The 12722-nt window shown below is 69.5% G+C and carries 11 protein-coding genes and 1 pseudogene; 3 read left to right on the forward strand and 9 right to left on the reverse strand.

What is annotated here, in order from left to right; all coding sequences use genetic code 11:
• Nucleotides 1-5: 5 nt before the first annotated feature.
• Nucleotides 6-227: an IS110 family transposase gene (locus IEY30_RS22045; RefSeq protein ID WP_229675107.1), complete on the reverse strand. Its 222-nt coding sequence runs from the start codon at nt 225-227 to the stop codon at nt 6-8.
• Nucleotides 228-1074: 847 nt separating this feature from the next.
• A pseudogene (locus IEY30_RS22305) lies at nt 1075-1821 on the reverse strand (COG4705 family protein); the annotation flags it as partial.
• 382 nt (nt 1822-2203) lie between these two features.
• Between IEY30_RS22305 and IEY30_RS19645 the strand changes: the two are divergent.
• Nucleotides 2204-2596 carry a YciI family protein gene (locus tag IEY30_RS19645; RefSeq protein ID WP_030200795.1) on the forward strand — a complete coding sequence of 131 codons (393 nt, stop codon included), beginning with the start codon at nt 2204-2206 and terminating at the stop codon, nt 2594-2596.
• Nucleotides 2597-2632: 36 nt separating this feature from the next.
• Here the strand turns inward: IEY30_RS19645 and IEY30_RS19650 are convergent, their stop codons facing one another.
• The 6 genes from IEY30_RS19650 to IEY30_RS19675 form a co-directional block, all read right to left on the reverse strand.
• The gene (locus IEY30_RS19650; protein WP_052358750.1) at nt 2633-3367 is read right to left on the reverse strand and encodes a phosphatase PAP2 family protein; all 735 of its coding nucleotides are present in this window, start codon (nt 3365-3367) and stop codon (nt 2633-2635) included.
• A gap of 668 nt (nt 3368-4035) precedes the next feature.
• Nucleotides 4036-4803: a response regulator transcription factor gene (locus tag IEY30_RS19655; RefSeq protein WP_030200789.1), complete on the reverse strand. Its 768-nt coding sequence runs from the start codon at nt 4801-4803 to the stop codon at nt 4036-4038.
• A gap of 68 nt (nt 4804-4871) precedes the next feature.
• Nucleotides 4872-7580, reverse strand: a complete 2709-nt coding sequence (locus IEY30_RS19660; protein WP_030200786.1) for an FtsX-like permease family protein — start codon at nt 7578-7580, stop codon at nt 4872-4874.
• Nucleotides 7577-8329, reverse strand: coding sequence for an ABC transporter ATP-binding protein (locus IEY30_RS19665; RefSeq protein ID WP_052358748.1), 753 nt, complete (start codon nt 8327-8329; stop codon nt 7577-7579). The genes IEY30_RS19660 and IEY30_RS19665 overlap by 4 nt, the downstream gene beginning before the upstream one ends.
• Nucleotides 8326-9105: an ABC transporter ATP-binding protein gene (locus IEY30_RS19670; RefSeq protein ID WP_229675108.1), complete on the reverse strand. Its 780-nt coding sequence runs from the start codon at nt 9103-9105 to the stop codon at nt 8326-8328. The genes IEY30_RS19665 and IEY30_RS19670 overlap by 4 nt, the downstream gene beginning before the upstream one ends.
• Entirely contained in the window at nt 9102-9785 is a 684-nt protein-coding gene (locus tag IEY30_RS19675; RefSeq protein WP_030200779.1) for a hypothetical protein, read from the reverse strand. Before IEY30_RS19675 ends, IEY30_RS19670 begins: the two co-directional genes overlap by 4 nt.
• Nucleotides 9786-9954: 169 nt before the next feature.
• Between IEY30_RS19675 and IEY30_RS19680 the strand changes: the two genes are divergently transcribed.
• Nucleotides 9955-11346, forward strand: coding sequence for a HAMP domain-containing sensor histidine kinase (locus IEY30_RS19680; RefSeq protein WP_162181020.1), 1392 nt, complete (start codon nt 9955-9957; stop codon nt 11344-11346).
• Between the two features lie 78 nt (nt 11347-11424).
• Here the strand turns inward: IEY30_RS19680 and IEY30_RS19685 are convergent, their stop codons facing one another.
• The gene (locus tag IEY30_RS19685) at nt 11425-12084 is read right to left on the reverse strand and encodes a DedA family protein (RefSeq protein WP_081920591.1); all 660 of its coding nucleotides are present in this window, start codon (nt 12082-12084) and stop codon (nt 11425-11427) included.
• A gap of 276 nt (nt 12085-12360) precedes the next feature.
• On the opposite strand from IEY30_RS19685, the gene IEY30_RS19690 reads away from it, so the two are divergent.
• Nucleotides 12361-12621 (forward strand): hypothetical protein, encoded by a 261-nt coding sequence (locus IEY30_RS19690; RefSeq protein ID WP_156035408.1) that lies wholly within the window; start codon nt 12361-12363, stop codon nt 12619-12621.
• Nucleotides 12622-12722 lie beyond the last annotated feature (101 nt).

A 12722-nucleotide genomic window follows, 5' to 3' on the forward strand; every position in this document is an offset into this window, starting at 1 on the left:
AGCGATCAGCCGGTGCGCGATGTGCCGCCCGATCCCTCACAGCCCTCGATGGCCCAGACCCGCTCCGGCCACGCCGAGACGTGCTCGAGCATCGCCTGGTAGCCCTCGACGGTGGTGTCGAACCGGCCGCCGCCTACGACCGTCTCGTCGGCCGTCATCACCTCGATCGTGACGCTGCGTTTGTGCGGGTCCATCCCGATCACGACCCGCGGAACCTGCTCCTGCATGTGAACCTCCCTCGCCCGAAACCGATCACTTCGATGGGCGTGGAGGGCACCGCTACTTAGAGCAGAGCAACCCCTTCTTGAGCCTCTCCTGCCCGGCGGTGCCCGGGCGGCGCAACCCATGAGAGAGCCACACGACAAGGCGTGGGCAGCCGCTATTGCGAGCGCCGAGCCCGGGCACCTGAACCAGAGCCTGCGCAGGCACCGGTCCTACGTCAATGAAACAAGTGACCGCTTGTCGGACGTTCGTCACGCCGCTGGCGGGCGAGGGCAGCGCCGGGTCGGTGGGCGTCAACTTTCGCTGTCGACGCGGAGCTGGGCTCGTCTACTGCTTCTTCTCCAGGGTCGCGATAGTGGACTGCAGGGAGGTCAACGCCGACAGGCTGGCGGCCTTTGTGGGTGAGTTGGCCCGTAGGGCGGTGAGGGCGCCGTCGATGGCCGAGTCCATGGTGTGCCAGTCGTCCGGGGAGGCGGGCTTCATCGCGGCCTCGCCGTTGTCCCAGGCGACTTCGAGGTCCTTGATCCGTGCTGTCGCCGCCGACAGGTCGCCCGTTTTCGCCTTCGCCGTCACGTCGTCGACGATGACCGCGAAGGGGCGCAGGTCACCGATCGGCGATGACGGGTCGGCCTCCAGCGGGTTGACGTGCGCAGCCGTTCCCTTTCCGGTGGTCGCAGCCGGAGCGGCCACCGCGGGCGCCGGCGCGGGGGCCAGGGCGACGGCCGCTGCCACGACTGCGACGGCGCCTGCAGCCGCCCAGGCGTAGTCCCGGCGGGGACTGACTGCGGGCGTTTCGCCCTTGGCCCGGATCCCGTGGCGGGTCGCGTTGACCTGTTCGCGCGCCACCAGGACGACGATCACTGCGAGGAACACCAGGCTCGTCAGGCTCGCGCCCAGACCGAGGCCACCGAAGGACCGGTCCTGCGTCAGCAGGTCACCCAGCGAGGCCCCGAGCGGACGCGTCAGCACGTAGGCGATCCAGAACGCCAGCACGCCGTTCAGGCCGAGCCGTCGGGCGGCCCAAACGGCGAGGATGATGCCACCGAAGATCAGGGCACCGTTGCGGAACCCGAGGGAGAGCGCCTCTGTGGCCAGGTCCCCACCTGCGGTGCCCAGTGCGAAGGTCGTCAGGATCGCGCCCCAGTAGTACCGCTCGCGTCGCGGCGTGTCGATAGCCGTGATGGCGAGCGTGCGTTCCTGGCGCCACCACACCGTGAACACCACGGCGAGCACGACAGTGAAGACCGCGGTGCTGACGTAGAGGCTGACGCCCAGGGTGTCGGTGAAGAAGTCGGTGATCTGGGTGCCGACGATGCTCACGAGCACGACGGTGAGCCAGTACAGCCACGGGATCAGTCGCCGGGCCCGCAGCTGGGCGACGAGCGCGATGGCCAGCAGGGTCATCATCGCGCCGTCGGTCACGGCCGTGCCGAGTCCGACTTGGACGGCCAGGTAGTCGGCGAAGGTCTCGCCGATCGTCGTGGACAAGATCTTGATCACCCAGAACGTCGCGGTGATGGCCGGCACCTTGTTGAGCCACGAGGCGCTGGACAGGCCACTCCTCCGGCGGTCGAGGACGGAGGCGACGGTGTCAGGCATAGGGATTCTCTCTGGTCGTGGCGTACGTTCGGACCGAACCCTTCACGGTGCTGCTGTGGCCGCACTGGGAAATCTGACAAAGCCGACCGAATAGGCTGTGCGCTTCTTCCGGGGACCTCCTCAACGGGTGAGGGCGCTCGCGAGACGGCCAACCGCCATGCGTCGAGGCGGGTTGACGGCCGGAGACGGTTTACCAGATGGCGCTCTGGCCGTGTGTGTGTGGGGGCGTGCCGTGGGACCGGCTCGCGTCTGGCCTCGGCAGCGGGATTGCTCGTCGCAGGAACCCCTCAAGCGTGCCTTCTTGCGGCCGACTGCCGCCGATAGCCGTGTCTCGTCCCTTACCGTCGGGAACTGAGAACGTCACCTTCGAAGGAGCGCCGCGATGAGGTACATGTTGATGATGCATGTGGGGCACGACGACGGCCGGGAGGTGCTGCAATGGGCCCCCCACGACGTCACGAACATGATCGAGTTCCAGCGCGCGTTCGACCGTGAGCTGGAGGAGAACGGCGAGATGGTGTTCAACGCCGGGCTGAGCTGGCCCGACCAAGCCCGGATCGTCCGCTACGACGGCGGGCCGCCGGTCATTACCGACGGGCCGTTTCCGGAGGGCAAGGAGTTCCTGATTGGCTTTTGGGTCGTCGAGTGCGACAGCGAGGAGCGGGCTTATGCGATCGCCGCGAAGGCCTCGTCGTCGCCTGGGCCTGGTGGCGCTCCGATGTGCGTGCCGATCGAGGTACGCCCGGTCGCGGGCCCGCCGCGGGTGGACGACTGACGCCCCGATGGCCGTCGCGAGCCGGTGTGTCGCGGATCAACTCTGCGGAAATTCGGCATCCCGGGGAACAGTGTGCCGGTGTCGCCGGTGCCGGTCCCTGTCCCGGAGGGGTACGAGCCACGGGTGGCACAGTGTCGCGGCGACCAGGACGGACGCGGCGGCGAAGACGACGGACGCGAGGACATCCGTGAGGTAGTGCACCCCGAGGTAGAGGCGCGAGAGGGCGACGATCGCCACGACAGGAGCCCCGACGATCCAGACGACCCTCGTGGGCCGCCCGGTGAGCACGAGGACCGCGACAACGGCGAACAACGCCGCCGCCGCGAACGCCGTGTGCCCGCTGGGATAGCTGTCGGGTGCGGTCTCGCTCACCAGGGCGTGGACCGCGGCCGCCGGCGGCCGGGTCCGGTGGACCAGGACCTTGCCCACCTCGACGGAGAGCCATCCGATGACGGTCAGGCAGCCGAACGCCACTGCCGCGAACCGGTTCCGGAACCAGAGCGTCGCGCAGGTCACGAGGAGCAGGAGCGGTGCCACGAGCGTGCCGAAGCCCACGTTGATGGCCAGGGCGACCCACGTCAGGACGGCATCGCGGTGCTGCGCGATGGACTCGTCGAGCCCGAGCTCACCGGTCCGCGCGGCCCCGACCTTCGTGACCGTGACGCCGAAGGCAAGCGCGGCCGCCAGCACGGCAATGCCGACGAGGACGCCTCCGATCCTGCGCGAAGAGCTGTCGGCCGGGCTGGCCCCCCGGATCGGCACCCGCGTCATGCGCGGGCCTCGACGACGCTGGCTCCGTGCACCGGTGTGGCCGGCGGGCTCCCGGGCATGTCGGCCTGCGGACGCCACCGGGACGAGTCCTCGCGAGACCGGGCTGAGCGGCCCGCACCGCCCGGAGGCAGACACCTGCGGCGACTCGAGTCACGGTGTCGTCCCCATGGCGGCTCGTCGAGAGGCCGACTGGCCGCCCGTCGGCGCTTGCGGCCAGCGATCATCAGCATGCTTGTTTCCTCTCGCTAGGCGTCCTGTGTCGTCATCATGGCGCGTGCACCTTGAAAGGACGCTCAGCCGACGCTCAGCCAACGCTCAGGCAGGCAGCCCTAATACGCACCTCATCGCCTCCTTCCCCGATCCGCGGGGCGGACGCACGCGTCGCCAACCTCGTCGCTGCATGGCCGCTCGTGCTGCTGGCCCTGGCCTTCGCCTCCCCTCGTCGCGACGGCCCTCGTCCGTGCGGCCCGCACGGACAACCCCGAGACCTCCTCCGGTTGGGGCGGAGTCACGCTGGCTCGCGAGGCAATGCGTGCTTGGGCGACCCGGCAGAGCGAATCGCGCGTCTCTTCTCCTGACCGGTTGCCGGAGCAGGGCTGAGAAGGGGGCGCGCCGCACCCGCCTAAGGCTGCGGCGAAGGACGGTTCAACGCACACCTCGGCAACGGCTCACCGCGGTTCCGGGTGCCGTCCTGCGTGGTCTGCGCGCTCGCGGGGTGGGGCGTCCAGGCGGTACCCGTGCCCGCGAAGTGTGGTGATGGTCGGCATCCGTCCCCCGGCGTCGGCCCCGGCTGCGTACAGGACCGATCGCAGATGCGCGATGTGCACGTCCAAGGTCTTGGTGGAGCCGTACCAGTTCGCGTCCCACACTTGGGCCATGAGCTGTTCGCGGCTCACCGCGGTGTCGGGCTGGTCGGCCAAGGCCGCGAGGAGGTCGAACTCCTTGGCGCGCAGTCGTAGTTCGTGGCCGTCGACGAGGACTCGTCGTGAGGACCGGTCGAGGGTCAGTGCGCCGAGCACGGTGCTGGCAGGCTGGGCGTCGTCGCGGGGGCCGTGTCGGCGTAGGTGGGCTCGGAGGCGGGCGAGAAGAACCGTGACCGTGAAGGGCTTGGTGAGGTAGTCGTCGGCGCCGGCGTCGAGTCCTGCGATGACGTCGATCTCCGCGGTGCGGGCGGTCAGCATGATGATCAACAGGTCGGGGAACTCGGCGCGGACCTGCCGGGCGATGTCGACGCCGTCCGAGTCAGGTAGCCCGAGGTCCAGGAGCATCACCTCGCAGGGGCAGGTCCGGAGGTGTTCGAGGGCTCGCTGGCCGGTGCGGAGCCAGCTGGAGTGGTAGCCGTGGCTCTCGAGGGCCTGTTGGAGGTGTCGGCCGATGGTGGCGTCGTCCTCGACGATGATGACCGGGACGCTTGAGGATCCCCACGTCGGTGACATGGCCTTGATGCTAGGGGCCGGAGGTCTCGGACGGCTGTGTTGGGTCCCTCACCGCGACGGCCCGACGGTCAGGCATCACGCAGTTCCTCGACTGCGGGTCGGGTCGATGACCGGGCGCTGAACGCGGCGGCTGCTGCGAGGGCGGCCACCACGGTCACCACCGTCACGGTCAGGTACACCGTGGGGAGGGCGATGCTGGACGGTGGCGGGTCGAAGACCCCGGTCAGCACCTTGACGAGCATCTGTGTCAGGGCCCAGGAGATGAGGGTGCCGCCGAGAAGTCCGCCTACCGCGACGACAGCCGCTTCTGCCATGACGAGGCCTTGCAGTTGCCGACGGCGGGCGCCCAGGACGGAGATGATTGCCATGGTCCTGCGTCGTTCGGTCAGGCCGATGGCCAGCACGAGCCCTCCGGACCCGGCGGCCAGGATGATGGCGAAGGCCAGCTCGAGGCGGGTCAGGCCGGCGAGGTTGACCGAGGTCAGGCTCGATCCGACAACGGTTCGGGTGTGGGTGATGTCCGTGACGGTGGCGCTGGTGCCGAGGGTGTGGCGCAGCGCGGCGGCAACGGCCGGCTGGTTTGTGCCGGAGGTGTCGACCAGGTAGGTCCCTACCGCGTTGGACCCTGTCATCTTGGCCACGTAGTCGGCGTTGGCGACGAAGAAGCTGTCTTTGGGTGCCGTCGGGAACTCTTTGGCGATTCCGGCGTAGTGGAACGGGATGGTGGTCAGCTGGTGGGTGCTCTGGTTCTCCAGGCGCAGGTTGAGCCGGTCGCCCGGGTGGAGCTGGAAGTCCTTGACGGTCTCGTCGCTGACGAGGATCGAGTCGGGCTTGGCGGCGAGGGTCGCCATGAGCTGGCGGGCGGTGCCGCCTTGGAAGTACGCGTCCTGTAGCGCGGTCACCGAGGCGATGGTGTTCGGGTGCACTCCGTACAGGTCCTGCAGGTCGGCGCCCACGTAGGCGAAGCGGTGCTGCAGTGGTTCGACGTGGGTCACGCCCGGTGTTCGGGCGATCGCGGCGGTCGCGGTCGCGGACAGCGGGGCTCCCGGGGCCGGGGTGACCGCGACGTCCGCGCCGTTGGTGAGTTGCGCGTCGGCTTCGGCCTGCTGTTGGTACGTGGCGTTGAAGGTCGCGGTCGAGGCCGCGAACGAGATCGCCAGGGCGAGCAGGACGACGGAACGGGTCAGCGGGCGCCGTTGCCGTGACATGGTGGCCGCTGCCGGTTTGGCCAGTCGACCGGTCAACGGGGTGATGAAGCGGGCCAAGGGGCCGCGGCCGTGGGTGAGGCTCATGGTGGCCAGGCGCCACAGGAACATGGCGCCTCCCAGCCACAGCAGGGTCGGTCCGAGGAAGGCCCAGTAGGACACTGAGATGGAGGGGACGCCTTCGGGTGCCAGGACGAGCGTGTAGTTGTCGCTGCTGGAGACCCAGAAGACGACCAGGGCGAGGGCGAGGATGCCAAGGTCCACGCCGTAGCGCATCCACCAGGGGGGCCGGGCCCTGCCTACGGCGTGCCGGGCGTGGGAGACGGTGAGGTGGCGCAGGTCGCGCAGGGCGGGCGCCAACACCGTCGCTCCGGCGATGACGGCGCCGAACAGGACCGCGACGACGGCCCATGCCGGGGAGAGCCCGAACACCTCGAGCAGGCCTGAGGCGGTTGCATTGCTCGACCCGAAGGCCCACCGAGAGGCAATCGCGCCTGCGACCAGCCCGAGAACGGCTCCGCCGCCGGCGACGAGTGCCGCCTCGATGGCCGCAAGGCGTCCGATCGCCCGGGGAGGAAGTCCGCGGGTTCGCAGCAGTGCCTGTTCGTCGCGGCGTCGCTGTGCCCCGGCGCCGACGAGGGCCGCGGTGAGCATGGCGGCCAACAGGGCGCCGGGCAGTCCCAGGAAGAGGAAGAGCATCTGGGCGTAGGCGGCATCCGAGCGGGCAGCGTCCAAGGCCGCGCCGATGTTGTTGCCAACCACCCCGGTACCGGCCAGTTTCGCCTCGAGGTTGTGCGCGGCTCCCAGGACTGCGGCGTAGGCACCGGCCGGGTCGCTCGGCAGCGGCGCCGACCGGGCAACATGGATCTGGGTCGTCACCGCGACCACCGGGCTTCCCGGGGCCTGGGACCCATGGCCGAGTGGCGTCGCAGACTGGGCACCGACGACTCTGGCGAACGTAGCCGCGGGCAGCAGGATCACGTTGTCCGGCGGCGCGGACGGTTGGGCACCCACCGGAGCCCCCACCTTCTGGAACAGCGAGTCAGCCTGGGGCAGGTCCACGACACCAGCCACGGTGACCGTTTCCCATCGTTTCACGCCGAGGCCGATCTTCACTTGACTGCCAGGGCGGATATGCAGGTTCGACGCGGTCTGCTGCGCCACGAGCACACCGCTCGCGGAGCCGCTGAGCTGACGAATCTCCCCCGGGAACCTGGCACGGTAGCCGTCCGGCAGCCCGAGCACCACCGCGGCACCGGTCGTCTGCGTCGTCCCTCCAGCGGTGGCCTGCAGCCCGGTGCTCCGCGCGAACGTCACGGGCACCGCTGCGCGGACCCCGCTGGACGCGGCCACGGTGGCACGAACTGCCGCCGGGTCGGCCCCCGGCTGGACCTCGACCTGCCAGTCGACGGCCACCGATCGCAGGGCGCGCGCTGTCATGGTCTGCTGCGAGACCGTCAGGAACGTCCCGAGGGCGGCAATGAGGGAGACGGCGACGGCGATCCCGACGCTGACCGCCAGCAGCCGCCCGCCGCGCCGGCGCAGCAGACCCATCAGCCAGGTGCCGGTCATCGCTGGCCACCCGCCGTGGTCGTGTCGGCGTGCGTGGCGCGCGGCACGGATGTGCGCTTCAGCCCCGCCTCGTCCGTCTTCAATCGTCCCTCGTGCATGCGCCACCGCTCCTGCAGTCTGTCGGCCACCTCGATGTCGTGGGTGGAGATCACCAGGGCCGCATCGAGCTGCTCGGCCGTGGCGAGCAACACCTCAACCAGGTGTTGGCCGTTCGCCCGGTCGAGCTGTCCCGTGGGTTCGTCAGCCAGGATCAGCGACGGCCTGCTTGCCAGAACACGCGCGACGGCCACCCGTTGAGCCTGTCCCCCGGACAGCTCCTCGGGGAGCTGAGTGGCGAGCTCCGTCACCTGCACCAGCTCCAGCGCCTCGGTGACGCGTTCCTGAGCCTCCGCATCGGGCACGCCGTCCAGCACGAGAGGCAGCGCGACGTTCTCGACCACCGTGAGGGCCGGCACGAGACTCGGGCTCTGGAAGACGACGCCGATCTGTCCGCGCCGCTCGGCCACGTCTGGGAGACCGGGCCAGGACACGCGTCCTGCCGTGGGCGTCTCCAGGCCGGCCATCATGTGCAACATCGTCGACTTGCCGGAGCCGGAGGGCCCCACGATCGCGATGCGCGACCCGAAGGGAACCTCGCAGCTGCTGCCGTGCACGGCCACCACGGCTCGTTCGCCGCGGCCGAAGGTGCGGGCGACATCCTCGCAGCTCACGGCCAGAGCGGGGCGCGGCGTTGGTGCAGGCGAGCTCATGAGGTGACCATCCCGTCGTGAAGGTGGATGACGCGGTCGGCGATGGCGACGACGCGTGGGCTGTGGGTGACAACCAGCAGCGCCGCGCCCGCCCCCGCCCGGTCGCGCAGGAGCTCGAGCACGTGTTGCTCGGTGTCTCCGTCGAGCTCGCCGGTAGGTTCGTCGGCCAGGACGATGTCTGGGTCGTTCGCCAGCGCGACCGCCAGGCCCGCACGAGCGAGCTCGCCACCGGACAGCTCAGACGCGTACGCCTGAGCGCGCCGGGTCAGTCCGACCCGCTCGAGCAGCTCGGTCACCCCGGCGGGTGCGCTGGAGCCTTCGGTGGCACCCCGCAGCCGCGGACGTACCCGGCCGGCCGTGCGGGCGAGCTCGATGTTGGCGCGGATGTTCAGATGTGGCAGGAGGTTTCGGCTCTGCATCAAGACGCCGATGCGCCGGGCGCGCAGTCGCGCACGTTCAGCCTCGGGGCGGTGGCTGAGTCGCTGCCCACCGACACGCACCGTCCCGCCGTCGGGCTCGTCGAGTCCGGCGAGACATGCCAGCAGCGTGGACTTGCCGCACCCGGATGGGCCGACCACCGCCACCGTTTGTCCGCGAGCGACGGTCAACGAGACTCCTCGAAGGGCCAGGGTTTCCTCGTCGCCGGTGCGGAAGAACCGATAGAGGCGATCAGCGGTGAGGGCGGCCGCTGGCTGCGAACCTGTGGGTTCCACGTTCCCGGTCACGCCGTTGGACGAGACAGACGGCGCTGCGCCCGCCCCGCTCAGGGAGATCACGCAGTCCACCGCAGGGAGTCGGAGACCGTGCGCCACGGGTCGACGTTGTCCGCGTTCACGGGACCCGAGAGGGTGAGGTCCACTCGAGTGCCGGCGTGGAAGTACGAGTACCGTTCGAACGCGTCCCGGACCACCTTGCCCGTCACCGGGTCAATGGCCGAGTCACCCTGGTAGGTCAGCAGCACGACAGGTTTACCGGCCCTGACGACTGTCCTCACGTTGGGCGATGCGAACTTCGGCACGCTGCCCTGCAGCCGCGGCACGTCCAGGGACCTGACCGATGAGGTCGTGGGCGCGGTGGTGGCCTTGGCGATGTGGACCTCGATGCGGTTCAGTTTGTCGCTGAAGACCGTGGAGGCGCCGGTCGTCGCCCGGGCCCATCCCTCGGGAACTTTGACACTGACGTTGGCACCGCTGGGCGTGAAGGGGACGTACACCTGTGTGTCGGGGATATCTCCGGGGGGGTTGCTCTCGGTGGGCGCGGGGGCCCCTACCGAGGAGGCTGTGGCCGCTGAGCCGGACGATGACGCGGCGGCCTGTGGCCCCGGGCCGCTGGTCGAAGTCGCTGTGATCTGCGCGGGCGTGGGGGCAGGTGCGGGAGAGGTGGTCGTTCCGCAGCCGGAGAGCAGGATGGCTCCCGTCCCGATCGCCGCTGCAAGCCGGATCCTGGTGACAGTCATGTGATGCCTCTCCTGGTTGCGCCCGAATCGATCTCGGACTCCACGCTAGAAATGCGGGGGTTAAACGGGATGCGACTCTGGGTTAGAGGAGGGCAAAACATCCCGGCGGGTCGCGTCAGGGACTGCCCGGCGCTCGAGACTGGACGCGTGGAGCGCGAGGATGACAGGCATGCGTCGACGAATCCTCCACGTGGCCGTCGTGGCCGTGTCGGTCGCCCTGGTCCTCTTCGGTATCCCGCTGGCGCTGGCGGCAAGGGCCACCGTCCTCAGCGAGGAACGAGGCGAGTTGGAACGCACAGCCCTGCTCGCTTCGCGGCAAGTCGGACCGGACTTCCTGGCTGGCGACCCGGTTGAGCTGCCACGCGTGGAAGACGACAAGAAGGTCGCCGTCTACGACTCCTCGCTCACCCACCGCTCCCCTGCCACGAGTGGGCCCCCGACTGCCGATTCCGTCACCCGAGCAGCGGCCCGCGGGGTCGAGGCCGACGGAGTGGTCGGCGCCGACCTCGTGGTCGCCGTACCGGTCACCGTCGCCGAGAAAGTCATCGCGGTGGTCCGAGTGGCAGCGCCGACGAGCCAAACATTGACTGCCACCTTGTTGGCCTGGGCAGCGTTGGTGCTGTGCGCCGGGCTCGCCCTGGCCGTCGCGGTCCTCGTGGCGCGACGCCAGGCACGGTTCCTCAGCACCCCGCTGGAGGCCCTGGCGGTGACCGCCGAGCGCGTCGCCAGCGGGGACCTGCAGACACGGACCGAACCTCTCGGGACGCCCGAGCTGGTCAGGCTGGCCCAGACGCAGAACGACATGCTCGACCGGCTCTGCGAGCTCATCACACGTGAACGCCGGCTCACCGCTGAGATCTCCCACCAGCTGCGAACCCCGCTCACTGGCTTGGCCCTCGGACTGCAGAACGCGCTGAGCCGCGATGGCAGTAGCGCGGCAGCGGACCCTCACGCTTCCTTGGCCGATGCCCTCGGCCAGGTGCGAGATCTCGAACTAACCATCGACCACGTCATCCAGCTGGCCCGCCCCCAGGGGCGCGCGCTGGGCGCGGACCCCGTCCGCAGCGTCGCAGAGGTGTGCGCGCAGATCCAGCGGCGGTGGCACGGCCCACTGTCCGAGGCGGGGCGTGCCCTGTTCGTCACCGCCCAGACCGATCTTGCGCTGCCCCTTCCGCAGTTCGTCGTCACAGAGGTTCTGAAGATCCTCATGGACAACGCAACCCGGCATGGCGCCGGGCGTGTCACCGTCGTCTTCCGGGACCTCGGCTCGTTCGTCGCGATCGATGTCGCCGACGAGGGTTCGGTCCAGGCCTCTGGCGAGGAACTCTTCCGCCGAGGCCAGTCCGGCAGCGACGGACTAGGGATCGGGCTGGCTCTCGGGCGCTCGATCGCCGAGGCCTACGGCGGCCGGCTGGCCTTGGCCCGGCAGCAGCCGACCCGTTTCACCCTCATGGTCCCGCTCTCACCGACGCCCTCGGAACCGGATCCGACCCCAGTCAGCGACGATCCGGGACAGTCGGAATCCGCAGCAGACAGCCGGGAGCCCGAGAGCCGAAGCTGACTCTTCCGGGGCGCCAACTGCTACTCACTGCAATTGCGCTGTGGCGGTGGGTGGCAGGCTCGTGCCGATCACGTCGGCTCAGATGGCGTCGTCCAGGGTGCGACGGTGTCGCCACCACTGGACGGCGACGGGCACCAGGGACAGCACGACGATGACGACGATGGCCACGTCCAAGTTCTTGCCGACGGCCGGGAAGGCCGACCCCAGGGTGTAGCCGAGCAGAGTGATGACCGGCACCCACAGCACCGCACCGACGGCGCTCCAGAGGAAGAAGTGCCGCCGTGGCATCCGGCTCGCCCCGGCCACGAGCGTGATGAAGGTCCGCACCAGAGGCACGAACCGGCCGATCACCAGCGCCTTGCTGCCGTGCCGGTCGAAGAACGCGCGGGACTCATCGAGGTACCGGCGTTTGACGAACCGCCCGTCCCGCTCGTACAGCGGGACGCCGATCACGCGACCCAAGCCGTACCCGACGACGTTGCCGAGGAACGCAGCCACCACGAGGGCCGGAAGGGCCACGACCAACGACGGCAGGTGCGGTTTGCCTGCGGCGACGAACAGGCCGATCGCGAAGAGCAGGGAGTCTCCCGGCAGGAACGGGAACAGCAGTCCGCACTCGATGAAGACGAACACTAGGGCAATGACGAAGAACGCCGCGCCGTAGGTCGCGAAGAGGTAGTTGGGGTCCAGCCAGCCCGGGCCGAGGGCCGGTGCCAGCATCGGGGCAAGTGCGCTCATCACGGGGCCAACCGTAACCCGCGTGACTTGTTGCCCGGCTCGTCGACAACCATCCTCTTGGTCCTGGCCTCCCCGCGCATGTGACCCGGCGCCGACGCCGCCCCGAGCAATCGTGGGATGCCGGGCCAGACCGCGCCCGCCCAGAGACACGGAGACTCACTCACGTCCGGACCGGCAAGGCACCCATCTGGCGCTCGTCGGTCATCGCCGGGACGTCAGGGGACGGGAGCAGAGACACTGGTCGCTCGGCGAACTCACGCAACCCTGGGGGCCAGCATGGAGGCACCGACGCCGCGACTGCCATCTGAACAACCGTCCAAGCCGTTCGCGACGTTCGAACCGGTAGCGAACCGTGTCCCGGGCCGGTACGTCCACGAGCCGATCGGGGACTACTCGGACCTGCCCAAGGAGCTCGCCAACCTGGCCCATGACGCGGCGGGACTCGACCGCGTCGACCGCCTCATCACTCCGGCCGAAGTGCCACCGACCACAGCCGCGGCCGTTGTCCATGCCCTAGCGATGTATCTCTGCGATTGATTGGTCGTGAACACTGGCCTGACCTGGCAGTTGACACCTGAGGCACCGCCGTACCGCTGCTCGCCTTCTTGAGCCTCTCCTGCCCGGCGATGCCCGGGCGG

This window comes from Terrabacter tumescens, assembly GCF_014646815.1.
In the GTDB taxonomy this organism is placed as follows: domain Bacteria; phylum Actinomycetota; class Actinomycetes; order Actinomycetales; family Dermatophilaceae; genus Terrabacter; species Terrabacter tumescens.